Origin of the sequence: Paenibacillus sp. FSL L8-0435 (genome assembly GCF_037965655.1) — a bacterium.
Lineage (GTDB): Bacteria > Bacillota > Bacilli > Paenibacillales > Paenibacillaceae > Paenibacillus.
In genome coordinates, this window is sequence record NZ_CP150185.1 from 285261 (window position 1) to 309507 (window position 24247).

Annotated in this window: 19 protein-coding genes; 10 read left to right on the forward strand and 9 right to left on the reverse strand. The window is 47.3% G+C overall.

Annotated features, from left to right (window positions below; genetic code table 11):
* Nucleotides 1-184: 184 nt before the first annotated feature.
* The 5 genes from csaA to NST33_RS01325 form a co-directional block, all read right to left on the reverse strand.
* Complete coding sequence (gene csaA, locus NST33_RS01305) at nucleotides 185-514, reverse strand: chaperone CsaA (protein ID WP_339306474.1); 330 nt, start codon at nucleotides 512-514, stop codon at nucleotides 185-187.
* A 111-nt stretch (nucleotides 515-625) separates the two neighbouring features.
* Complete coding sequence (udk, locus tag NST33_RS01310; protein ID WP_036616377.1) at nucleotides 626-1258, reverse strand: uridine kinase; 633 nt, start codon at nucleotides 1256-1258, stop codon at nucleotides 626-628.
* A 201-nt stretch (nucleotides 1259-1459) separates the two neighbouring features.
* Entirely contained in the window at nucleotides 1460-2041 is a 582-nt protein-coding gene (locus NST33_RS01315; RefSeq protein ID WP_339306476.1) for a VanZ family protein, read from the reverse strand.
* A 34-nt stretch (nucleotides 2042-2075) separates the two neighbouring features.
* Nucleotides 2076-3200, reverse strand: coding sequence for a DUF4179 domain-containing protein (locus NST33_RS01320; RefSeq protein WP_339306478.1), 1125 nt, complete (start codon nucleotides 3198-3200; stop codon nucleotides 2076-2078).
* Nucleotides 3184-3720: a sigma-70 family RNA polymerase sigma factor gene (locus tag NST33_RS01325; protein WP_221822264.1), complete on the reverse strand. Its 537-nt coding sequence runs from the start codon at nucleotides 3718-3720 to the stop codon at nucleotides 3184-3186. Before NST33_RS01325 ends, NST33_RS01320 begins: the two co-directional genes overlap by 17 nt.
* 329 nt (nucleotides 3721-4049) lie before the next feature.
* Here NST33_RS01325 and NST33_RS01330 point away from each other — a divergent pair, with 329 nt between their 5' ends.
* The 4 genes from NST33_RS01330 to NST33_RS01345 all read left to right on the forward strand — a co-directional run bounded on the left by NST33_RS01330 (nucleotide 4050) and on the right by NST33_RS01345 (nucleotide 9435).
* On the forward strand, nucleotides 4050-4895 hold the full coding sequence (locus tag NST33_RS01330; RefSeq protein WP_339306481.1) for a PRD domain-containing protein: 846 nt from the start codon (nucleotides 4050-4052) through the stop codon (nucleotides 4893-4895).
* A 139-nt stretch (nucleotides 4896-5034) separates the two neighbouring features.
* Complete coding sequence (locus NST33_RS01335; protein WP_339306483.1) at nucleotides 5035-6963, forward strand: beta-glucoside-specific PTS transporter subunit IIABC; 1929 nt, start codon at nucleotides 5035-5037, stop codon at nucleotides 6961-6963.
* Between the two features lie 48 nt (nucleotides 6964-7011).
* Complete coding sequence (locus NST33_RS01340) at nucleotides 7012-8469, forward strand: family 1 glycosylhydrolase (protein WP_339306485.1); 1458 nt, start codon at nucleotides 7012-7014, stop codon at nucleotides 8467-8469.
* Nucleotides 8470-8484: 15 nt separating this feature from the next.
* The gene (locus tag NST33_RS01345; protein WP_339306487.1) at nucleotides 8485-9435 is read left to right on the forward strand and encodes a 2-keto-3-deoxygluconate permease; all 951 of its coding nucleotides are present in this window, start codon (nucleotides 8485-8487) and stop codon (nucleotides 9433-9435) included.
* 103 nt (nucleotides 9436-9538) lie between these two features.
* On the opposite strand, the gene NST33_RS01350 is transcribed toward NST33_RS01345, so the two are convergent.
* Complete coding sequence (locus tag NST33_RS01350; protein ID WP_339306489.1) at nucleotides 9539-10222, reverse strand: type 1 glutamine amidotransferase domain-containing protein; 684 nt, start codon at nucleotides 10220-10222, stop codon at nucleotides 9539-9541.
* Between the two features lie 382 nt (nucleotides 10223-10604).
* Here NST33_RS01350 and NST33_RS01355 point away from each other — a divergent pair, with 382 nt between their 5' ends.
* Nucleotides 10605-11069 carry a hypothetical protein gene (locus NST33_RS01355; RefSeq protein ID WP_076210297.1) on the forward strand — a complete coding sequence of 155 codons (465 nt, stop codon included), beginning with the start codon at nucleotides 10605-10607 and terminating at the stop codon, nucleotides 11067-11069.
* Nucleotides 11070-11181: 112 nt separating this feature from the next.
* On the opposite strand, the gene NST33_RS01360 is transcribed toward NST33_RS01355, so the two are convergent.
* The gene (locus NST33_RS01360) at nucleotides 11182-14202 is read right to left on the reverse strand and encodes a DEAD/DEAH box helicase (RefSeq protein WP_339308579.1); all 3021 of its coding nucleotides are present in this window, start codon (nucleotides 14200-14202) and stop codon (nucleotides 11182-11184) included.
* 5 nt (nucleotides 14203-14207) lie between these two features.
* On the reverse strand, nucleotides 14208-16022 hold the full coding sequence (locus NST33_RS01365; RefSeq protein ID WP_339306491.1) for an SWIM zinc finger family protein: 1815 nt from the start codon (nucleotides 16020-16022) through the stop codon (nucleotides 14208-14210).
* A gap of 244 nt (nucleotides 16023-16266) precedes the next feature.
* Between NST33_RS01365 and NST33_RS01370 the strand changes: the two genes are divergently transcribed.
* A complete protein-coding gene (locus tag NST33_RS01370) occupies nucleotides 16267-17085 on the forward strand; it encodes an endonuclease/exonuclease/phosphatase family protein (RefSeq protein ID WP_221822254.1) in 819 nt (272 codons plus the stop codon).
* Nucleotides 17086-17258: 173 nt separating this feature from the next.
* Here NST33_RS01370 and NST33_RS01375 read toward each other — a convergent pair whose 3' ends face one another.
* The gene (locus tag NST33_RS01375) at nucleotides 17259-18086 is read right to left on the reverse strand and encodes a methyl-accepting chemotaxis protein (protein ID WP_221822252.1); all 828 of its coding nucleotides are present in this window, start codon (nucleotides 18084-18086) and stop codon (nucleotides 17259-17261) included.
* A 370-nt stretch (nucleotides 18087-18456) separates the two neighbouring features.
* Here NST33_RS01375 and NST33_RS01380 point away from each other — a divergent pair, with 370 nt between their 5' ends.
* From NST33_RS01380 to NST33_RS01395, 4 genes are all read left to right on the forward strand, one after another.
* On the forward strand, nucleotides 18457-20703 hold the full coding sequence (locus NST33_RS01380) for a glycoside hydrolase family 88 protein (protein ID WP_221822250.1): 2247 nt from the start codon (nucleotides 18457-18459) through the stop codon (nucleotides 20701-20703).
* Nucleotides 20704-21036: 333 nt separating this feature from the next.
* Nucleotides 21037-22377 carry an ABC transporter substrate-binding protein gene (locus NST33_RS01385; protein WP_221822248.1) on the forward strand — a complete coding sequence of 447 codons (1341 nt, stop codon included), beginning with the start codon at nucleotides 21037-21039 and terminating at the stop codon, nucleotides 22375-22377.
* 47 nt (nucleotides 22378-22424) lie between these two features.
* Nucleotides 22425-23375, forward strand: coding sequence for a sugar ABC transporter permease (locus NST33_RS01390; protein ID WP_260632850.1), 951 nt, complete (start codon nucleotides 22425-22427; stop codon nucleotides 23373-23375).
* The gene (locus NST33_RS01395) at nucleotides 23372-24220 is read left to right on the forward strand and encodes a carbohydrate ABC transporter permease (RefSeq protein ID WP_192136130.1); all 849 of its coding nucleotides are present in this window, start codon (nucleotides 23372-23374) and stop codon (nucleotides 24218-24220) included. Before NST33_RS01390 ends, NST33_RS01395 begins: the two co-directional genes overlap by 4 nt.
* The last annotated feature ends 27 nt before the right edge of the window (nucleotides 24221-24247 follow it).

Here is a 24247-nt window from a genome sequence, read left to right on the forward strand (position 1 = left end):
AACTGTTACTAATGCTCTAGACCTATATTTCCTCAAAAACACAAAAAAAGGCCACGAATCCGCAGATTCATAGCCTTATGCTTTAAGGTCTCCAACATATGTAGTTCCATCAATAATCAATAAATCAAGAATACTCGATTTCCAAACATTTGAAAAGCCCATATTCTTCTTACTCTAAATAAAGTCAGGCTATCGGTGTTCCATTAGGCAATGGGCTATCCGGTGAGAGCAAGACAACATCGCCTTCACCAGGCACGCCGCCAAGCACAAGTACTTCAGAGACAAAACCGGCAATCCGCCGGGGTGGAAAATTAACTACAGCAACGACCTGTTTGCCGATGATCATGTCAGGGGTATAGCGCTGGGTGATCTGAGCACTGGAATGTTTCAGGCCAAGTGGTCCGAAGTCGATCGTCATTTTAATAGCGGGTATGCGAGCCTTGGGGAAGGGTTCGGCTTCCACCACGGTACCAACCCGGATGTCATGCTGCATGAACTCTTCAAAAGTAGCCATAGGGGAGATCTCCTTTCAACTATTGGGGACTGTTATAAATGAAAAATTAACAAAAAATCCAGATTACGCTGTATCGTAACCTGGATTTCTGTTGTGTTGTTTTACAGCAAATTAAGCGCCGTTCCAATTCTCTCCGGTGAGGTATTTCTCAGTGAGGATGGATAACATCTGAATACCTACTTCATTATGTCCGCCTTCTGGAATAATGATATCGGCATACTTTTTGGATGGCTCGATAAAAGCATCGTGCATTGGTTTTACCGTTTCGAGATATTGTTTGTACACGGATTGGATCGTGCGTCCGCGTTCTTCAATGTCCCGCAGTACTCTACGTAGAATTCGCACATCGGAATCGGTATCAACAAATACTTTGATGTCCATCAGACTGCGAAGATGTTCATCAATCAGCACATGCAGTCCTTCTACAATAACAATATGGTTCGGTGCCAGTTCAACCGTCTCATTGGCAGCACGGTTATCTATGGTGAAGTCATATACGGGAGCATACGCCGCTTGGCCTTTTTTCAACAGGGTGAGATGTTCAATCAACAGATCATTATCGAAGGCAAACGGGTGATCGTAATTGGTGAGTCGGCGTTGCTCAGGTGTGAGCTGCGACTGGTCTTTGTAATAATTGTCTTGGGATATAAACGTAACTTTAGCTGATCCCAGACGGTCTATGACGGAGCGAGCTACCGTCGTTTTACCGGAGCCGGTTCCTCCGGCGATACCAATAATGAGCATGGTTGTTCCATAAGCCTCCCTAAAATGGCAGCATGATGAATGGATAAAAGCACATCAGAAATTCGTAGTTCATGGCCTTTATCCACATGTCTGTCTCTGAATACACAATTCCTTCATTGTACCATAGCACACGACTTTTTTCATCTTGGTGTATGGACCATGTTTTGCCTTCAAGGGATGTTATGCATGCTCATATTCATTTCACTGCATATTTTTGGATGATACTCCCTGTGGTGACTCCCATAGGGCCATTAGTCGCTGGCCGATGGAGCTTTTGGTGAACAGATTCAGGATGACAAAACCAAGTACACTTCCTGTTGTATTGGCTATTATATCGTTCAGATCGGTGCTGCGACCGTTGCCCAAGGTTATTCGGAGCAGGAGTTGTGTAATTTCAATGAGAAAACTTAGGGCTAATCCTGCTGATGCTGCTGTACGCATCGAATGAATCCAAGGCTTTATAAAAGGAAGCATGAACCCCAGTGGCATAAACAGCACGATGTTTAGGAGAAAGCTTACTGCATCCACGGTCAGGAGCGGAATCCATTGAATGCTTTGATACCATGGCGTTTGATTGGCATAGATTCCGATGTTCACGTCGATAGGGAGAAATACAAAATGCATAACGCCCAACATATATATGGCAAATGCGAGCATCGACACATAATGTCTGGCCGTGTACCTGGTTTTGCTCACCCTGGCATGGAACATCAGGGCGAGCAGGACCAGAACGAATAATGGGCCAAGTACGATGGGAGATGAGATTGAATATTGGATGGACATGGAATGGCTCCTTCGATAAGGAAATAATATTAGGCTATTGAAGCTGAATCTTCATTTCCATTCCCTTGATGAATTGATTATCTTTAACCTCTTCAGCGAAGTCATCCTTGATCTCAAAAGGTTTCACTATCAGATATTTTATATTCTTGGTAGTTGTGGCATATATGCGTTCGGATGTTAATTGGGTTCCCTTATAGGTGCCCTCGCCGCTAAGTGAGGTCAGTTGCCGCCCTTGATCATCATAGACGGCAAATCCGATGTGACTCAGCTTTTCCTGCTCTTTTGCCGTAAGAGTATTCTTATCATTCAAACTGATAACAGTAGTTAGGCGAGTGGTGACAGGGGTAACCTCAGCTTCCGTAACAGCGGCCGTATACAGATCGTTGGTCATGGCTGTATTAGGCAGAACCCGATGAATGTTATCTGTTGATTTGGTAAATGGAACCGTCAGCTCGAACTCATGATCAATACCCTGCAATGTCAATTGAACTTTGGCGTCGAACTGATCCGGCCAATGTGCCGTTCCCTGATTGGAGGAAATGACCTGCTCAAAGAGCAGTGTATCTGGCTGCGTTTCTCCTACCGAACTATAGAACAGTCCGCTATTCGGACGGGTCCCGTCCACTTTTAGAAAGACATTCTCAATTCCGCTGCTCAGTTTCACGATGTCCTTGCCATTGTCATATTCGCCTTGATTCAGATTAGGCGCAGTGAAATGAACCAGAAACGCAGCACGTGTACCATCATATACCGCTTCAAGCACTTCGAGCTTCACATCCTGGTAAGCAACCTTGCTGTTAACAGGGGTAGTCAAGCCTTCGTTGCCCGCCGTTCGCAGACCCATATCAGCTTCTATCGAGCTGAAGAGGTTGCCCACGAGTGGAATATTGCGCAAGGAGGCAGCCATGGCCGGTGATACAAAGCCGGATGCAAATACGGTAACGCCCAACACTCCGGCTGCGATCGTCGCAGCTGCAGCCTTGTGCCATCGCTTGTTCCGGCGACTGGAGCGCAAAGTCTGTTCCGTTTTCAATGTGTCTGGCGACACCGGCAGAGATTCCAGTGTGGCATCAATCCGGTTACGAACGAGTTCAGACATCAGAGGACGCTCCTTCGCTTGGTTCTTTAATTCCTGATCGATATTAAACGGGTTTGACATGTAAGTTTACCTCCCGAAAATTTTTGAATTTCTGATATAACTCCTGCCTTGCCCGAGTAAGTCTCATTTTCACTGCACTTTCGGAAATATTCAGGGCATCGGCGACTTGACGGAGGGACAGGTCTTCAAAATAATGCAAAACGACAACAATTCGTTTCGATTCCTCCAGATGGTCTACCGCTTCTCGCATATCGACCTCATCGTAGGGACTGGAATGCTCCCGCTTATCTGAAGGTACTTCCGCATAAGCGGTGGAGAGAGCGCGGCGGGACAGCATCGTGTTGCATTCATTGATGAGGATGCGAAACAGCCAGGTTTTGAAATACCGGGGTTCCCGGAGTGTATGCACCGATTTGTATGCGTTCAGAATTGTCTCCTGAATGGCATCGGCCACGTCCTCCTCTTTTCGCAGCATGGATTTTGCCGTATTGTACAAAGAGTTTTCAATGTCTCGAATAAGCCGGATAAAGGCTTCACGATCTCCTTGGATGGCCTGGTTAACGAGATCGGTTGAACCCATGGATAACAGCTCCTTTCGTATTGGAGGGATGAAGCCAGCACTTGGCTGGTTTTTATATGAATTAGACTGGCGGGTAGGGCATATGGTCACATTTTCTTTTTATAGTTTTAAAAAAGGGTGTTGTTATATCTGACGTATCGGGTCTCTACGTTCCCTTCAATGATAAGAGTGGCTGATTTTTCCCTAAGATTGGATGATTGACTTTTTCAAAAACAGCACTATAATAAACTTATATTCATAACACGGACTGTTACTGGGGAAACCAGGCATGACCGAATTCGATTGCTTTACTGTAATCGCTTTCGGTCTTTTTTTATTTTTGTTGGGGGGTGAGAACATTGAAGGTTATCAAGAAAGTAAACAATAACGTGGCCATCGCTATTAATGAACATAACGAAGAGGTTTTTGTCGTAGGCAAGGGTGTAGGATTTCTGAAAACCCCTTATGAGCTGACGGAGACGGACTTGGTGGAGAAAATTTTTGTGGCACCAAAGAACATCCGTATGTATGACCTGCTGAACAGTATTCCGATTGAGGATATTTATCTCGCGGAGGAAGTCATCAAGTTGGGCAGTCAGATTCTGAATAAAACATTTAACCCGAATCTGCTTCTCACCCTGTCCGACCATATCAGTTTTGCATTAACCCGAACCAGAGAAGGCATCCGTATCAAAAATCCGCTGGAATGGGAAGTGCGGACACTCTATCCGGATGAGACCCGGGTGGGGGAGGCTGCGCTGAAGCTGATTCAGGAAAAAACGGATATCACTCTGCCAACAGCCGAAACAACACTGATTGCTCTGCATTTTGTTAATGCGCAGGTGGGCTCGGGAGAGATGACGGATACCACTAAGGTAACCACAGTTACGGGCGAGATTCTGTCTGTGATCAAATATGCTCTCAAAATTGACTTTCAGGAGGATTCCATCCATTTCATGCGCTTTGCCACACATATCCGGTATTTCATTCTGAGGCAGATGAGCGGTAAATCGCTCAAAGACGAGAATGAATCGCTGTTCCTGATGGTGAAGGAGAAGTTTCCAAAGGAACTCGCTTGTGTGGAGAAGATTGCGGACTTTCTGAAAAATAACTATGGCTGGACCTGTTCGGATGATGAAAAATTATATCTGATTCTGCATATCCAACGATTGATTTCGAATGAACCAACGGAATGAACCTAATGAAGGAACTAACCGAATAATCCATATTGGACTGTTACTGATTCGATCAGGCATGACCAAGCGTAGGGAATGACGATTCCCCGGCTTGGTCATTTTTTATATATCCAATTTACTCATGTAGAGGAGAAGGGTCATGAACAACAAAGACTTGGCTAAAAACGTACTTGATCTCGTTGGCGGCGAGCAAAATATATCCGGGCTAACACACTGTGCAACCCGTTTAAGATTCGTATTGAAAGATGATAACAAAGCAGACCTCAAGGCGCTGGATCAGCTCGAAGGCGTGCTTAAGGCACAAAATTCCGGTGGACAGGTTCAGGTGGTTATCGGTGCCAAAGTAGACGCGGTATACAGTGAAGTGAAGAATCTAACTTCTGACAAGATTGGCGAGCTTACGGAGTCTACAGACAGTGGGCCGAAAAAGAGACGTAACCCCGTTAGTGTAGTGCTTGAAACCATCGCAGGTATATTCACGCCTGTTCTGCCAGCACTTGTTGGTTGCGGGATGATCAAGTGTTTGGCTACCGTTATAACTGCCATGGGTTACCTGGAAGGCTCCGGTTTCCTCACGATCATTAACATGATCGGGGACTGTATTTTCTACTTCATGCCATTCTTCCTGGCTGTTAGTGCAGCAAATCGTTTCAAAACCAATCCCTATTTGGCGGTAGCTCTTGCTGCGGGATTAATGCATCCAACCATTTTGAACGCTGCGGCTCAGATTGCTGAGACAGGTGTAAACAGTATTGATTTTCTCGGCATGCCGATTCTGTTGATGAAATATTCCTCTTCCGTCATTCCAATCATTCTGGCGGTATGGATTATGAGTTATGTGTATCCAATCGTCAATCGAGTGATTCCCAAGTTTCTACAGGTCCTGCTTACCCCAATGATTGTTTTGTTCATTATGATTCCAGTGGAACTGATCGTGCTTGGCCCAGTAGGATCATATATCGGTGACTGGTTGACCAATGGTATCAACTCATTGTTCTCAACCGCAGGTGTTCTTGCTGGTGCGATTCTTGGATTTTTCAAACCGATCATGGTCATGTTTGGTATGCACTATGCCATCATGCCGATTCAGGTTCAACAAGTGGCTACACTGGGTGCAACCGTGCTGTTACCAACGGCACTGGCGGCGAATTTGGCTCAGGCTGGAGCAGCCTTCGGTGTGTTTGTCCTAACGAAGAGTAAAACGATGAAGTCAGCGGCTGCTTCGAGTGGATTCACCGCGTTATTCGGGATTACCGAGCCGGCGATCTATGGTGTAACGCTCAAATACAAACGTCCGTTTTTCGCAGGTTGTCTGGCAGGCGGATTAGTTGGTGGATTCTACAGTTTGGTGCATACAACAGCGAATGCAATTTCACTGCCAGGTGTATTGGCCATTGGCACGTATTCATCGGATCGTTACATGTATGTCGTTATTGGTTGTATTGCCGCAGTTGTACTCGGGTTTGTGTTCACGCTGTTGGCTGGCATCAAGGAAGATACAGAAGGAAGTAAATCGAAGCAGCAAGCTACGGATAAAGTAAACAGCAATCAGACAGCCGTTGCCACAGAGGTGACTCCAGCATCCGTATCATCACAGACATCCACATCTTCTGACATGCTTATCGTTAGTCCAATGACAGGAGAGATCAAACCGATCTCTGAGGTGGAAGATCAAGCATTTGCCCAAGAGTTAATGGGTAAAGGCATTGCGATTGTTCCGACAGATGGCAAAGTATACGCTCCATTTGACGGGGTAGTCGAAGCACTTTATCGCACCAAACATGCCATCGGATTGAAAGCTGCGAATGGTGTCGAGATTCTGATTCATATCGGAGTGGATACAGTCAGTCTGAAAGGGAAATATTTTAACGCTCATATCGAACAGGGACAGACAATCAAGGCCGGCGATTTATTGGTGGAATTTGATCCAGAAGGCATTACGTCAGCAGGTTATAACACCATTACGTCCATTGTGGTTACCAACATGCAACAGTATGGAGATGTGCTGACTACAGCGACCAGCGGCACGATTCGGGAGAGTGAAGCGCTAATGAAGCTGATCCCATAAAACTTGAAATAAGGCCTTAATAATACGTAATAACAGGAGGAAACTAAAATGACGAATTCCAATTTTCCAAAAGATTTTTTATGGGGCGGTGCACTATCTGCCTGTCAGGCCGAGGGAGCTTATAATGTGGATGGCAAGAGCCTGACCATTCCAGAAGTGATGAAGTTTAACGAGAAGAACGACCGCAAAGTGACCAAGCAGATCAGAGTGAATTGGGAGATGATTGAAGAGGCCAAGAATGACCCGGATACCGTAAAATATCCGAAGCGTCGGGGGATTGATTTTTATCATAACTTCCGTGAGGATATCGCTTTGTTTGCCGAGATGGGCTTCAAAGTATTTCGTTATTCCATTTCATGGGCCAGAGTATTTCCAGGTGGCGACGATGCTGTTCCGAATGAAAAGGCATTAGAGTTCTATGATCAGGTCATTGATGAATGTCTTAAACACGGTATGGAGCCCTTGATCACGATCAGTCACTTTGATACGCCAATTGTACTGATGGACAAGTTCGGAGGATGGTATAACCGCAAGCTGATCGATCTGTATGTGAACTATTGTGATGTGTTGTTCAATCGCTACAAGGGCAAAGTGAAATATTGGGTGACATTCAACGAGATCAACATGAGCGTGAAAGCATCGGCCAAAACGCTGGGAATCATTGATTATGATGCTCCAAATTATGAAGAAATGCTGTTCCAGGGGCTGCATCATCAATTTGTAGCTGCGTCCAGAGCAACCAAGATGGCTCATGAGATTGATCCGAATAACCAGATCGGAAGTATGGTGGCTTATTTCACAACGTATCCTTACACTTGCAAGCCGGAGGATGCGCTTCAGATGCAGCAGGATGATCAGATGAAAAATCAGTTCTATCTCGATGTGCTCAATAAAGGCGAGTACCCTTACTATAGTAAAACGTATTTCAAAAACAAGGAGATCCAGTTGCACATCGAGGATGGCGATCTGGATAGCATTCAAGCACATACGGCTGATTTCGTGGGGATGTCGTATTACAACTCGATGATTTCCAGCAGTGATACAGAGCAGCTCGAACTAACGGCAGGCAATGTACACAGTGTATATAAAAACCCGCATCTGCCCGCTAACGAGTGGGGTTGGCAGATTGATCCGATTGGCCTGCGTTATACGCTGAATCTCGTCTATGATCGGTATCAAAAGCCTGTCTTTATTCTGGAGAACAGCTCAGGCTTCTACGACAAGCTGAACGAAGACGGAACGATCAACGATCCATACCGGATTGATTTCCTGAGCAAACATATCGAACAGATGGGACTCGCCATTGCGGATGGGGTCGAGGTGTTGGGATACACGATGTGGGGACCAATCGACATGATCAGTTCAGGGACATCTGAGATGAGCAAACGGTACGGATTTATCTATGTGGATCAGGACGACTATGGCAATGGTACGCTCGAAAGATATCGTAAGGATTCCTTCTTCTGGTATCAGAATGTGATCCGTACCAACGGAGCAGAACTGTAACAGAGCATGAACATTATGGGTCGTATCAAAAAAATACCCGGCGGCTTGCTGATTGTTCCTATGCTGGCCGCCGCGGTCATCAACACGGTGTTTCCATCGTTTTTTCAGATCGGAGATCCAACAACAGCGCTGTTCACATCGAAAGGTACCATGGTGCTGATCGGTATGATTTTACTGATATCAGGAACACAGCTTAACTTGTCACAGCTTCTGGTGACATTAAAGAGAGCAGGGGTGCTCTGTATTTCACGTATCCTCATCAGCTGCCTGTTCGGATGGGCGTTTGTACACTTTTTTGGTATAAGTGGGATCGGTGGAGTTTCTGCGGTAGCCTTCATTGCCGTTCTGACCAGTTGTAATCCGGGATTATATCTGGCCTTGATGAACACGTACGGAGATGATGTGGATCGTGCTGCGTTTGGCATTCTGAATCTAATCGCCGTACCGATTATTCCGGTTATGATATTGAATTCGGCAAGCGGTGTCGGTATCGATTACCTCAGTGTACTTGCTACGCTAGTACCTTTCTTGATCGGGATACTGCTTGGTAACCTGGACAGAAATATACAGAAGATGTTCGCTCCGGGAACACTGATTCTGCTGCCTTTCCTAGGTACAAGCTTTGGGTCCAATATTGATCTGCGCATTGCATTTCAGTCCAGTCTGTCCGGTTTGCTGGTCACGGTGTTATTTTTGCTGATCTGCATGCTGCCGCTCATTGGAATCGATCGCGCGATATTAAGACGGCCCGGTTACGCAGCGGCTGCGACATGTTCGGTTGCTGGATTGTCCATGGTGGTGCCTTCGATGGCTGCCGGGTTCAATCCGGTGTATGCGCCTTATGTTGACACAGCGATCGCCCAGATTGCGTTTGCCGTGATCCTGACATCAGTGACCGTGCCTTATATCGTGAAGCGTTTGGCTGGAGGAACAGCGACGGAAGCTTCTGCTTCAACAAATCACTAGAAAAAACAGCATGTGTTCTGTCAGATTATGACGGATCACGTGCTGTTTTGCTTTGTACATCTATATGATCTCCTAGGGGAGGAGAGGGATCGATCGGTTTATTTTACAGACCCAGCAGTTGTTTAACACTTTCAGCTACAGCTTTGCTGGATTGCGGATTCTGTCCTGTGACCACACGGCCATCTGTTGTGACATAGGAACTGAAGGCAGCAGCTTTATCATATTGTGCAGCGCGTTCTCTCAACGCATCTTCCAACAGGAAAGGAACATACTCAGTTTGTTGAGCCAATGCTTCTTCCTCATTCGTGAAGCCGGAAACGGTTTTGTCGTTGATTAGAAGCAGGCCGTTGGACAGCTTCACATTCAGCAGGGCTGTAACCCCGTGGCACACGCCGGATACAACGCCACCTTTTTCATAGATATCACGAGAAAGCTCTTGAAGTTCGGCATTGTCCGGGAAATCCCACATCGTACCGTGACCCCCTGTGAAGTAGATTGCATCGTAGTCACTCGCGTTTACTTCGCCAGGTTTCAACGTATTTTTCAATTGGTTCATGAACGTTTCGTTCTCGAAATAGGCTTTGGTGCTCTCATCCAGAGAGTCGCCCAGACTTTTCGGATCAAGTGGTACGTTCCCACCTTTAGGGCTAACCAGATCGATCTGAACATTGTCATTATGGTCAAACTCTTCAATAAAGTGAGTTGCTTCGCTCAGCCACAAGCCAGTAGGCTCGTCCTTTGTTGCGTACTTATCTACATTTGTTAGAACAACCAGAATCTTTTTCATATAAAAACCTCCCGTAAAATATATATCATCAATTTATATTAAATATCACAAAATTAGATTGTGTAAAATCTATTATCAAATATAACATAACCTTTTTCTAAAGTAAAATCATGAACGTATCGTCGTTCTCCAATGTGACTTTCATGCGTAGGAGTAAGGAACAAACTAGTAGTAGTAAATATGCCGTAAAAATATAGTTTTACTTATTATGCCCTGCTTAATTTACTCAAATTGTAAGCCGAGGTAGGCGTGTGTAAGGGGAATCTTAATTAATTCAAATTTGAAGTTAATTTGATTGAACAACTAGTTCTTTTGATTTAGAATGGCGGAAGATGCCAACGAAAAACTGGTACATATTACATATATACTTGGAGGAACATTCATGAAACGTTCAGGCAAATTTTTCGCTTCAACAGTAGTTGCTGCTGTTGCTGCAGTATCCATCGTCTCTTCAGCTTCAGCGAGCACAGTTTCAGTCTCCAACATTTCTGGCGTAACACCTGTCAACATCAGCAGTATGGATATCGAAACGGCTTTGATGATGGTTCAGAGCGAACGCACCAAATTGCTGGATGCGCAATTGCAAACGCAAATTCAGGAAGTTCAGAACCGTAATCAACTGATCGCGGATTTGAACTCTCAATTGCAGATAGCCCAGCAAAACGGGGATGAAGCAGCTATTCAAAAGCTGAAAGGCCAAATTGATGCAGCGGGCAATTCCCAACAGATGGACATGCTTCGTCTGCAGTCCATGTCCAACAAGCGCAATGAAGCGTTTGATGTCATGACGAACTTTGTCAAAAAAATGCAGGATTCAAGATCATCCATCATCGGTAACATGCGTTAAGAACGGATGATTAACTGTAACAACACAAAAAGAGCGAAGCCGGAATTTAAATTCCGAAACTTCGCTCTTTTTGTATTTCTCTTTTTCTATGATATATCTCATCTAATCCAAGTTAGCCCGACCAGTCACGACGCCGAGTGAACAGATCCTGCAACTCATCCGTCGACAATTCGGTAATCCAGTTTTCGGAGCTTGTGATGATATTATCGCTGAGCTGCTGCTTGCTCTCCAACATCTCGTCGATACGCTCCTCCAATGTGCCAAGAGAGATGAATTTATGCACCTGAACATCTTTGGTTTGGCCCATTCGGTAAGCCCGGTCGGTAGCTTGATTCTCAACAGCCGGGTTCCACCAGCGGTCAAAATGGAACACATGATTGGCTGCGGTCAGATTCAATCCCACACCGCCAGCCTTGATGGACAGAATGAAGACGGATGGTTGCTTATCCTCAGGCAATGTACGGGACTGGAATTCCTCAATCATGCGATCTCGCGCCGTTTTGGACGTACCCCCGTGCAGGTACAATACAGGCTCCTGCAACTCCTGACGTAGTACTTGTTGCAGCATCTGTCCCATACCGATATATTGGGTAAAAATCAGGCACCGTTCGCCCTCGTCCCTTAATTCCCGGACAAGCTCCATCAGTCGTTCCAGCTTTGCGGAGCGGCTGATCAGCATCGCCATATCCTGCGGGGTATACACGTCATAAGAGGATGTCAGTGCGCCGTCTTCGGGTAGTTCCTCCGGCAAAGCCTCTTTCGTCAGCAGAAGTGGGTGATCACACAACTGTTTAAGCTGGGTTAATGCCGATAGAATAGCACCTTTGCGCTTGATGCCTTCTAGCTCTTTCATTTTATCCATCAGGGCCTGCACGGACTGATCATACAATGCACTTTGTTCACCCGTAAGGTGAATGTAGGTCTTCATCTCGTTTTTGTCCGGCAGATCGAGCTGGATATTGGGATCTTTTTTCTTGCGGCGCAACATGAATGGTTTCACCAATTGCTGCAGATCCTGCATCCGTTGCTCATCCTTGTCTTTCTCTATGGCACTGATGAAGCGAGTTTGGAATGCCCGGGCGTTGCCCAGATATCCTGGATTGATAAAATCATAGATCGACCACAGCTCGGACAACCGATTCTCAATCGGCGTACCTGTCATGGCGATGCGATGTTTCGCCGGGAAACTGCGGACAGCCAGCGACTGTTTGGTCTGGGCATTTTTGATATTCTGTGCTTCATCGAGACAGATGCATGCCCAGGTATAGGTTTGTAACATCTCCTGATCCAGTGTAGCCGTAGCAAAGGATGTGATAATAATATCCACCTGCTCGGTCTGCCCCCGGAATTCTTCTCCACTTAATCGGCGTGCGCCATAATGCAGACTGACATTAATGGAGGGTGCGAAGCGGCTAATTTCCTTTTGCCAGTTGCCCAGTACGGAAGTTGGGCAGATCAGAAGTACCGGGGCTTGTCCCGGCTTACGAGGTTCATGATCCTTGATGTGTAACAGATACGTGATGAACTGAATAGTTTTCCCGAGCCCCATATCATCGGCAAGACATGCCCCAAGTCCGAATCTGCGCAGGAAACCAAGCCATGCAAAACCTTCCTTCTGATACGATCGCAGCTCGGCATGAAGCCCTGTCGGAATGGGCAGGGAAGGCGCGCCGCCTTGTCCGCCCCCGAGTTGTGCAATAACCCGATTCAGGTGTTCGTTAAGTTCAACCTCCAGCCGAATGTTCTGATCATCCTGTGGTTGCTGCTCTTCCTCGGTTTGTTGTCCTTCCTTCCATTTCTGGTTGCGATATTCCCGTTGCTCATTATGCAGCAGATGCAGGTGCAGAATATCCTGGAACGAGAGTCCTTGTTCCCGATCTACACCGCCCATGGCCCGACGAATCTGTTCCAGAAGATCGGGATCGAGCGGGACCCATTCTCCGCGGAAGCGCACCAGTCTTTCATTGCGGGCAACCAGATCAGCGAATTCATCTTCACTGAGGTCCGTGTCACCGATAGCAATGCGCCAGTCAAAATGAATTATCGAGTCCAGTCCAAAGAACGACTGTCCCCGCTCACTGCCTTCCTCAGGCTGCACCTTGGCGCGAAGCTTTGGTTTCTTCTTACGGGCTGCTTCCCACCAACCAGGCAGCAGAACTTGCCAGCCCGCTGCGAGCAATCGCCCGCTATCCTGCGTCAGGAACTGCCAGGCTTCCTGATCTCCCAAAGGATCACTCAGCACATCGCGTCTACCGCTAATGGAACTTCCGAGACGCGGCAGATGTGCGCGAAGCTGATCCAGCCATCCGGCAGAGCGGTCCAGAACGAAGGGGGTCCATACCTCGGGCCATTCCCCTTCAAGCCTGCCGCGCGAATCCAGCATGACGGGTACCAATACAGCGGCATCAAGCTTATTTTGTAATACCAGTCGCAGACGCCAAGATGGCTCATCCTCATCCGGCTCCTGCAATTGCAGCATGGGCCTGAATGGTGCAGCATCCGCTTTCCAGCCAATGGATACGAGCCAGGACTGGGCGTCCATTCCGGCTGTCTTAGGGAGAGTGCCGCGCTCTGGGAACAACTGCGGGAATTCACGCCGCAGATCGGTTGCCGCTTCCTCCGAACTGTACCAGCGCTGGAATACGAAGGCGGAGTAGGCCGCCCCGAGTCCTTCGGCATAACTCTCGTCCGTCTGCTGAATCGCTTTGGTAAGCGATGCTCGATCCTGCTTCTTCAAGCTATCCGGGTCCCAGGTCCACTGAAGCTGTCCTGCACGGTAGGCCTCGAAGCTAGGTACGTATTTGCGTTTTTCGATAGAAGATGCGAGTGCGGGAGCTAGCCGAATCAGATGTTCCGCTTGCGCGTCCCACTTCCATTCAATATGAATCAGGGTATGCATCTCGGCAAAGAAGGGAATCACTTCTTCCGCTGGCAGAACAACCAGCTCAATCTCTTCAATCTGCCGAACTTCCAGTTCGGTACCGTAGAAAGAAGGCACATGCCAGGCGAATAATCGCTGCTTAAGCGACTGTCCGGATACAAAGTGGTGCGTGTTGAGTGCTCCATAAAACAAAGCATCGCCATATCCGGTTAGAGCGACGTGAACCTCAATCGTTTCAGTGTAAGGATGAATTAAGCTCATGAGATCAGTTTACCTTTCCGAAGCTCTTCCTGCAGGGCGCGCAGCCGACTGTTACGAACAGCGAGTGTTGTGATAAATTGCTCCCAGTGCGCTTCTTGCTTCAATTTCTTATAGATTTTGGACAGACGTTTCAGCAGCTTCACGGCTGCTTTGTATCCGTCCCTGTTTTTGTGTCCGATATAACGCTCCACTGCCTGATGATAGAAGGGGAGCAGTAGCTCAGGTGCATCTTTTTCGATCGGTTGCAGCATCGCTACGCGGAATTCGAGAGGTTCCGTTCCCGTACTCAGCTGAAAATCAATCCATCTGCGCCACTGTCCACGCGAATGCATGGCATCTTCGTAGGCGGGGCGGGAGTGGGGAAGCATACTGACAAGCGTGTCCCACATGCGGTTCTCTGCATCGGGCAGATGTTGAATGGCCGTATCCCATAGATGCATGTAATCATTCAAAGGTGTGTTGCGCCGATTCGCCAGAAGGGGGCCGAGTTGTACCAACCAATCCCCAAGCCGCTTCCATTCAGCCGAATCTGCGAGTACATGGAGAAAATGCAACAGATGTTCTGGCGGGATGCCATAGGCTGAGCTTCCATGGACGAGTCGTTGCCATGCCTGATCATCCTGCCCCAGGTGGAAGTGCATCCAGCTCTGCGCGAGTACCAGCGGCAGGGGCAGTGTTACGGCTTTGCTCGATCTCTCATTACTACTACCATTACTTTGAGCGCCACCCAAGACACTTTCGCCTGACTGGGAAGGTGCAGAAGCGGCGATTATACCGCGCTCTATATCATTTAATATGGCCTGTTCCGAGTTCAGCATGTCCTGAGACTCTTGAAGCTCAGGCACAATCCAGTTCAACCACAGTTGTCGATAGATCGGAGTGAAGAACATCATGCTGGCTGTCTCCGACATCATCTGTTTACGTAAATAAGCCGAGGTTTCGGCCAGTCTGTTCCAATGTTGCTCAAGCTTGTTTCCCTTTAGACCCGAAAGGTCTAGTGGATGGTTAAAGATCCGCTCAATGTCTTTCAGAAGTGCATCCACCGCGAGCTGGGCAGGGTAACTCAAGTACACGGGGGTATGCGTGATGGAGTTACGGGCCGGAGGCACGCAGAATCGTATGAGGTACAGCTGTACATGCAGTTCAAAAAGTTGGTCCATTGCAGCGGACAGCCTTGGTTTAATGGCATATAGCTCGTCCGTTGCTTCCTGTACGTAGGATGTGCTTGCTGTGCCGGTACCCAGCCGTCTCAGACATGAGTGGAATAGTTCGTGCCATTCCGAGATTTCGAGATCGGCAAGTTCTGTTGCACGCTCCTTGATCTGGCTGTATTGGTTGTCTGGAATATCCATATCCTGCTGTTCATCGGCATCTGCGTAGCTGGATAGTCCCGCGGACATGGCCCCGACAGGTTTGGTCGTTTGTTTGAGCGCAGTACTGGAGTGTGCATTCACAATGGCATGCACAGGTCGCTCCAGTTGCTCGGCATAACTCATCAATACAGCAGTCATATGTTTGCAAAGGGAACTCACCGGGCAGGTACAATAACTGGTAGACAGGGATTGCATGCTCAGTGTGACCTCGTACTCTTCCGATCCTTGTACAACGGCCGAAATCCCTTTTTGTTCGGAATAAGTTAATGGTCCGACACGTTTCTGTTTATAATATTGGAATCCGCGCATAATCGTCAGGTTGTTAAAATGCTCTGCAACTTCCCGAATCAATTGTTGCCACTGCGCATCATCCATTCTCATGTTAGTGGGTATGTTCATCATTCCATCTCCTGGGGTAAACATAGGTTCGGTAATCACGACGTCTATGACGTCATGGTGTGAATTTGATGTATCCATCATATCAGTTATGAGCCAATCCGTGCATGGGTTATGAAGAATTTGAAGTTATTTTAGACCAACTGGAATCAGGATGAACACGTCGGTTCTGCTGGCGGACGGAATGCATGATTGCACCATATTGTGTATGCTTATGGTATGTATTCCTTTCAGGAACGATGCAGGCCGGGGAAACGGCCATACTACAAACAACAGGAGAGAGCATATGCAAATACTTACGTTAAACACACACGCTTGGGCGGAAGAGGATCAACTGAACAAGATCAGTCAACTGGCTGATTTTATTAATACACATCAATTTGATGTGATCTCCATGCAGGAGGTCAACCAATCCATGCAGGAAGCGGCGCTTTCAGAAGAAGAACTGAAGATGTATTATGCTACTGAATCCGACGCTGTGATTAAAAAAGACAACTATGCCTACGTCCTGCTTCAGCAGCTGACAGAGCAATATTACTGGACGTGGATTCCCGCGCATGTCGGGTTTCAAAAATACGATGAAGGACTGGCGATCCTTAGCCGGACGCCAATTAAGCAGGCTTTTGGGGAATATGTGTCCCACATGCGGGATTATAACAACTATCGTACACGCAAGATTGTGGGAATTCAGACGGTCGTCCAAGGTGAAGCAACCTGGTTTGTGAACGGACATTATAACTGGTGGGATGATGCGCAGGAACCTTTCAAGGGACAGTGGGAGTTGACGGAGAGCAAGCTTGCCCCCTACATGGACCAGCCGTTATATATAATGGGTGATTTCAATAATGTCGCGGAAGTGCGTGGTGAAGGCTATGATTATATGATGAGCAAAGGCTGGAATGACCTGTACACCTCAGCATTGCAAAAGGATGAAGGAGCAACCGTAGTGAAGGCCATTGCCGGCTGGGCAGATAACAAACGCGATCTTCGGATCGACTATATTTTCTCCAATCGTCCGATTCAGGCTAAATCTTCTACCGTGGTCTTGAACGGTAAAAACGGGCCGGTCGTGTCCGACCATTTTGGTGTCGCTGTAGAGATATAACAGCCGTGTGACCATAAACTATAAAGGTGATATCACCGCAAATACGAAACAAAGCCTCCGCTGACTTCCTGTTAAGGGAAGTTGCCGGAGGCTTTTCACATTCTAAATCATTTTCTGTGTCTATGTACATTTCATTTCATATCATTCATTCTTTCTGCTGTGGAACTGGACTGTTACTCGAGCGCCAGCATCTGATGTACAAACTTTTTCAGATTCGCGCTTGTCTTACTAAGCTGTTCGATACTTTCCATGAACTCGGTAACAAGCTTGGCCTGATCCACTGTTGCGGTTGTAATCTGACCGATCTCTTGTTCCATATGCTTCATGGAATCTTGTACACTACTGAGGGATGTTTCGATATCAGCCGCTGCTTGTTTCGTATGATCGGACAGCTTGCGTACTTCACTGGCAACTACACCGAAGCCGGCTCCCTGATCGCCCACACGAGCTGCCTCTATCATGGCGTTGAGTCCAAGCAGGTTGGTTTGTTCCGATACTTCACGAATGACGTTTGTTACTTTACCTACACTGACCGAGTTCTCTGAAGCTTTTTTGGAGTTGCGAAGAATCTCTTCCGAGGTTGCGGAGAGTTCTTCGGAATGTGCAGCAATCTGCTGAATGCCACCAACGAGAGCATTAATGGTTGTTTCATTTTCACGAATCAGCGTTTCCAGTGTCATGTGACTATCCAGTGCGTAGTTCACACCCAATATACCCACAACCTGATCGTTCTCTTTAATAGGGATTAGAATGGCATCAAAAGGTCTACCCTGCAGATCACCAGGCATACGTGCCACGGTACGGGAATCTCTGTTAGTCAGCATTTTGAAATGTTTATAATCATCATGCAGCTCATCCCCAACCTTCACGCCAATCTCCAGACTTTTTGCTTCGGAAAAATACAATACTTTCTCATGATCATTAATGGATATGGATATGTCATCACGGAACATTTGGCTAACAAAAGGCATAGCATTTACCAGAGATTCAAGAGTATTCAATGTGCATCTTTCCTTCCCGATACAAAAAGTGGAATTTTTCAATCTAGTATTTATATCGGTAACGTTTTCTTGTTTTTAAACCATTGTTTAAATTTAAGTTAACCTAGAGAGAAAAGGCGACTAAATCCAATATAATTGTAAGCGTAATCAAAAATCTGTAGCCACCACAGAACATGTCAGTTATACTGGGATTATTATTCGGCTATTCAGAAGATAACCAAGGGACATACCTATTTCCCGGTAAGGGGATTACCCACCTAGGTTAAGCGCTATACTTTATTACTGCATATTAGTTTAGTGCTCTAGTGTGGACGGTATGAATGCTATGATATAAGAATTTATTTCAACAGAAGAAGGATGTGTGCCATCGATGACGACCTATTTCAGTGAACCGCAGAGCATGTATTACCGATTTGGAGAAGATCAGGATCAGGTGTTGAAGGTACTAGCCGAGAGGTATATTGGAGCCAATGCGCAGGCTGATTTTGTATATCGGGTATTCCAGAAGTCTGGTATTTTGCAAAATGAAAAAGGGCTTTATGATCTGAATTTAGGTAAACGCTTTCCTGGTACGCCTAAAGACCATATATCCTACGCAGCTGCACTGGTTTGGGGGGACGAGGACCGGAATCTGGACGTGTTGGTCCGCTGTTATGGGCCTGTTCGTTTCTATTTCAATGAGCAGTTGGTCTATCGCTCTACCGTAATGGATGAGATTAGTCCAGACGCAACGGTGAAGCTCAGCATCGATATCAAGCCTGGTTGGAACACCATTTGGCTGGAGATGAAAAACACCCCTGCCGGATTTGGCTGCCAGTTTGGGTCAGATGAAGGAAAAGTGCGCATTTTGAATGTATTTGCTCCATTTCAGGAGAGACAGGGGCAAGCGGGGTGGGTGTTCTCCCAACCGAACCCAGCCACGAGTAAACAACCGGACCTGCTTGGAAAAGAATCGGACTACAGCTTGAACTGGCTGCCTGAGACAGGCTGGTCTGATGAAGATAAAACCAAGCCAGCTTTCGAACGAATATTCGGAAATCTTCCTGGAAAACATGCTTATGCTTGGACCCATCTGAACAATAACGATTCAACCGGGAATGCGGTGCGATTGTCAGGTCAATCTTCCGGTTCTCTGAGTATATGGATTAGTGGCAAGCCTGTGGCGCAAGTGAAGGAAGCGGGTTCGTTCGAGGTGGATGTACCAGCCTCTTTTGGGCGGAGTGACCTGATTGTCCGAAGTGAATGCAATGATACGGCGGCGGGACCTTGGCATTTTAATTTGAACGCAACCGTGTCGGGCAAGCCGCTCTCACTGGAACTTCCTCAGCGTGTGCACGGTGCTAATGGAGAGTCTTGGTTATATGTTGGACCTTTTGAATCGGAGGTTGAACCGGACTTGGCGGATCTGACTCGAACGGACCGAGTGTATCAAACGGGTCTAGAACAGACGTATTGGCGCTTAGATCGACCGGATGCTTGGATCAGACCTTATTATGAGAACGCGATGTTAAGCAACAAATGGACAGTGGGCAGTGTGACTAATTATGGTCGCTGGGATTATCCATTGGGTGTCACTGTATATGGTCTATTACGGACGGGGCGTTATTTGCAAAGACCGGACATTACACGTTATGCGGCTGAGCATGTGCAGGCATGTACCCAGATGTATGAGTACTCATTATGGGATCGGGAGCAGTATGGTTTCCCGGCAGTCAATCAACAATTGGTCATGCTGAAAATGCTGGATAACTGCGGTTCTTTTGGTTCAGCCATGCTGGAAGCGTATTCCGAGTGTCATGAACCAACGTTTCTTCCGATTGCTGAACGGATCGCCGATTTCATGCTTTTCCGTTTGGAACGACAGGAGGATGGGGCATTTTATCGCACATGTGTAGGGGAGTATGCCGAGAATACCATGTGGGCAGATGATCTCTACATGAGTACGCCGTTTCTCGTTCGTTATGCACGGGTGACAGGCAACTCGGCCGCATTGGATGAAGCCGCCAGACAATTTTCACTGTATCGGAAGTATCTGTTTATGCCTGAGTTCAAGATCATGTCCCATGTGTATGATTTCAAATACGAACAGGCAACGCAGATTCCATGGGGACGGGGAAATGGCTGGACACTGTTTTCCTTGACGGAGGTATTGGAAGCTTTGCCGGCAGAGCATCCCGAGCGTCCAGCCTTAATAGATTTCTTCAATGAGCTGTGTGAAGGGTACGCAGCGCTTCAAGGGGAAAGCGGGTTGTGGCATCAGGTGTTGAATGTTCCGCAGACGTATGAAGAAGCCTCCTGCACGGCGATGTTTGCCTATGGTTTTGCGAGAGGTGTGCGTTTTGGCTGGTTCAAAGACCCTGAAGTTTATGTCGCAGCTGCCGAGCGGGCTTGGAAGGGACTCATCTGCAAAGCAATCGATCGTCAAGGGAATGTGCATGGTGTGTGCAGCGGTTCGAGATATGCGTTTACGGCAGAGTATTATGATCAGGACTTGCGTACCGTCACCAATGACAATCACGGAATAGGCATTATGATGCTGGCAGGAACTGAAGTGGCAAAAATGAAGAAACATCTGGCTGAGCACAGGGTGTCTTCACCTGCCGTCTCACATTCCTGACAGACTCGCAGGAAACACATTTTTATAGCTGAACATCGAGCTTTTCCGACCATTCAATGGCCCGTAGAAAGAAATGCCGTGATTTGATGTTCATACTTTCGTTCCATATCAACCCGCTATCTTTTTCTCACGTATCATGCATGTATACCCATAATCATACCGATACGGGAACGGAACCGCCGGGAATATCATTCCTGGTGGTTTTTGATTCCTGTAACTCCTTACTTTTTTGACAGGAAAGCTTACTTTTGTTTATGTCATGTGCAGCAATGGATCGATACAATAGATTTTGTAAGCGATTCCATAAATGCAAGAAGGGGAGGAAATTCATTTATGATGATTACAAAAAAGTGGGTAACCCTGTTCTGCCTGTCCCTGTTATTGTTCGCTACAGCCTGTTCTGGAGAGGCCACCGATACACCATCTTCTTCTGGAGAAGCAAGTGGAAGTGAAGGAGATTCATCAGGCAAGATTGAACTGCGCATGACCTGGTGGGGATCACAGACTAGACATGATCTGACGACCAAAGTCATCCAATTGTTTGAAGAGAAACATCCGGGAATCACCATTAAACCTGAATATTCCGGTTGGGACGGTTACTTTGACAAGTTGACTACACAGGTAGCTGGTTCGAATGCACCTGATATCATCCAGATGGATTACGCCTTTCTGACTGACTTTGCCCGGCGTGGGGCCTTGCTTGACCTGACCCCGTTTGCAGAGAGCAAAGAGCTGCGGACAGAGGACCATGATCAGAGCATGATTACAGCCGGATCAATTGACGATAAATTATATGCGATTACCCTCGGAGTTAACGCACCGGGTGTCATCTATGATGCCACCGTATTTCAGGAATTAGGAATCGAAGAACCACAAGAGAGCTGGACATGGAAGGATTTTGGGGATATTGCGACTAAGATCGCCGCAGCCAAAGGTGAGGGGTTCTATGGATCTGCAGACATTTCCGGTACAACGAACATGTTTGAAGTGTTTATCCGGCAATCCGGAAAAGGATTGTTCGATGGTGGCACAATGACAGCTACCAGCGAGGAGCTTCAGCAATGGTTCGATATGTGGAGCGCACTACGCGAGAATGGTGGAGTGACCACAGCGGAGATAACGGCATCCACAACCAATGCGCTGGAGACACGCCCGATCTCGCTGGGTACAGCTGCGATGGATTTTGCATGGTCTAATCAATTGCTGACATTCCAGCAGGTGAACAAAAACCAGGATCATAAGCTTGGCATACAGGTTCTTCCGCATGGTGTAGGTGAAAAGCAAATCGGTGAATATCTGAAGCCAGGCCAGTTCCTCTCCGGTTATGGCAAAACCAAACATCCAAAGGAAGTTGCCATGTTCATTGATTTCATGGTCAATGATCCAGAAGCAACCGCTATTCTTGGTTCTGAACGTGGGGTACCGGTCAATTCCAGTATTCGTGAACAGATGCAACCTACGCTGCCGGAAGCAGAGCAAGTCATTTTCCAATTTATCGATACGGTATCGAAGAACTCCAGCGAGATTGACCCGCCATACCCGCAAGGATTTGCTGAAGTGGACACGAGTTTCAAGAGCGCAAGCGAGCAGATCGCCTTCGGTCAAGGCAGTACTCCAGATGTCATTGCCCAGTTTATTGAAGGAGCCAAGGCTACGCTTGGATCGAGTCAATAATAATTGAAACTGTCTCAGACTTCTAATTCTGCGGGGAGGTTGCGAAGATGACGACATCACAGGTCAGTCAAGCCCGAATCGAGCGTGTAACTACCCGGCGGGTGAAACGGAGATATGCCCACAATGGAGCAGCGCTTCTGTTCCTCGCCCCATGGCTTGTCGGATTGTTATTTCTAACCCTTGGTCCCATGCTGGTATCGTTATACTTCTCGTTCACTGATTACAGTATCCTGGCCGCCCCTTCCTGGGTCGGTCTGGATAACTACACCACGATGTTTACATCGGATAAACTGTTTACCCAGTCGCTCAAAGTCACCTTCACGTATGTCGCTGTATCCGTACCGGTCAAGTTGATCTTTGCGCTGCTGGTAGCCATGTTGCTCAACAAAGGGATTCGAGGACTCGGTATTTACCGGACGGTGTATTACATCCCGACATTGCTTGGGGGTAGCGTGGCGATTGCGATGTTGTGGCGTAAAATGCTGGGTGGGGATGGGCTGCTCAATAGTGTCCTTGCCATGGTAGGTATTAAAGCTCCCGATTGGGTTGCGAATCCGAAGTATGCCCTGTACTCCATCGTCCTGTTATCCGTATGGCAGTTTGGATCGTCGATGATTATTTTTCTGGCTGGCCTGAAGCAGATTCCACCCGAGTATGATGAAGCCTCAGCGGTAGATGGTGCAGGTCCTCTTCGGAGATTCTTCTATATAACGTTGCCGATTCTGTCACCTGTCATCTTCTTCAATCTCGTGATGCAGCTGATTACATCGTTTCAATCGTTCACACAGGCTTTTGTTATCAGTAACGGTAGCGGAGGGCCAGTGAATTCAACCTTAATGTACTCTCTGTATCTGTACAAAAAAGGATTCTCATTCTTTCAGATGGGCTACGCTTCCGCGATGGCCTGGGTGCTGGTCATCCTGATTGGCGTATTTACATTGCTCGTATTCCGCAGCAGCAAGCTGTGGGTGCACTATGAGGATGGTGGGAAATCATGATTGGACAACGGAACTCTACAGCATGGGTCGTCGGCAAACATGTGTTGATCTCAGGCATCGCCTTTATCATGCTCTACCCGATCCTCTGGATGCTGGGCAGCTCATTCAAACCGGGACATATGATCTTTACAGAGACCTGGTTCTGGCCACAGGAATGGAATTGGCAAAATTACATGAATGGCTGGTCGGGTATTCAGGGCAATCCATTCTCCCGCTTCCTGACCAACTCTGTCATCCTGTCGCTTGGAGCTGTGCTGGGTAATGTGATTTCCTGCTCTATGGCGGCGTATGCGTTCGCTCGGCTGAATTTTCGTTTCAAAGCTATCTGTTTCGGCCTGATGCTTATGACAATCATGCTGCCCCATCATGTGACGCTGATCCCGCAGTATATCCTTTTCAACCACCTGGAGTGGGTGAATACGTATCTGCCGCTTGTCGTGCCAAAATGGTTGGCGACTGACGCCTTCTTCATTTTCCTCATGGTACAGTTCTTCCGGGGATTGCCCAAAGAGTTGGATGAGGCGGCCACCATCGATGGATGCGGTCCTGTGAAAATATACACCAAAATCATCATTCCACTTGCTTTCCCAGCGCTGGTTACCACGATGATCTTTACGTTCTTGTGGACATGGGACGACTTCTTCAGTCAGTTGATCTACCTGAGTGACGTGAGCAAATACACCGTGCCGCTGGGTCTGCGTTTGTTCCTTGATTCCAGCTCTCAATCCGATTGGGGTCCGATGTTTGCCATGTCGGTGTTGTCACTGGTGCCATGTTTTATCGTATTTATCGTGTGTCAAAAGTACTTCGTGGAAGGAATCGCGACCTCTGGGCTCAAAGGGTAATTCCAAGACGAAACGAGTTGATTTTTC

Bases quoted from the DNA above. Each gene is read 5' to 3' on its own strand.
- csaA (WP_339306474.1), bottom strand. From the start codon at position 514: ATGGCTACTTTTGAAGAGTTCATGCAGCATGACATCCGGGTTGGTACC.
- udk (WP_036616377.1), bottom strand. From the start codon at position 1,258: ATGCTCATTATTGGTATCGCCGGAGGAACCGGCTCCGGTAAAACGACG.
- NST33_RS01315 (WP_339306476.1), bottom strand. From the start codon at position 2,041: ATGTCCATCCAATATTCAATCTCATCTCCCATCGTACTTGGCCCATTA.
- NST33_RS01320 (WP_339306478.1), bottom strand. From the start codon at position 3,200: ATGTCAAACCCGTTTAATATCGATCAGGAATTAAAGAACCAAGCGAAG.
- NST33_RS01325 (WP_221822264.1), bottom strand. From the start codon at position 3,720: ATGGGTTCAACCGATCTCGTTAACCAGGCCATCCAAGGAGATCGTGAA.
- NST33_RS01335 (WP_339306483.1), top strand. From the start codon at position 5,035: ATGAACAACAAAGACTTGGCTAAAAACGTACTTGATCTCGTTGGCGGC.
- NST33_RS01340 (WP_339306485.1), top strand. From the start codon at position 7,012: ATGACGAATTCCAATTTTCCAAAAGATTTTTTATGGGGCGGTGCACTA.
- NST33_RS01345 (WP_339306487.1), top strand. From the start codon at position 8,485: ATGGGTCGTATCAAAAAAATACCCGGCGGCTTGCTGATTGTTCCTATG.
- NST33_RS01350 (WP_339306489.1), bottom strand. From the start codon at position 10,222: ATGAAAAAGATTCTGGTTGTTCTAACAAATGTAGATAAGTACGCAACA.
- NST33_RS01355 (WP_076210297.1), top strand. From the start codon at position 10,605: ATGAAACGTTCAGGCAAATTTTTCGCTTCAACAGTAGTTGCTGCTGTT.
- NST33_RS01370 (WP_221822254.1), top strand. From the start codon at position 16,267: ATGCAAATACTTACGTTAAACACACACGCTTGGGCGGAAGAGGATCAA.
- NST33_RS01380 (WP_221822250.1), top strand. From the start codon at position 18,457: ATGACGACCTATTTCAGTGAACCGCAGAGCATGTATTACCGATTTGGA.
- NST33_RS01385 (WP_221822248.1), top strand. From the start codon at position 21,037: ATGATGATTACAAAAAAGTGGGTAACCCTGTTCTGCCTGTCCCTGTTA.
- NST33_RS01390 (WP_260632850.1), top strand. From the start codon at position 22,425: ATGACGACATCACAGGTCAGTCAAGCCCGAATCGAGCGTGTAACTACC.
- NST33_RS01395 (WP_192136130.1), top strand. From the start codon at position 23,372: ATGATTGGACAACGGAACTCTACAGCATGGGTCGTCGGCAAACATGTG.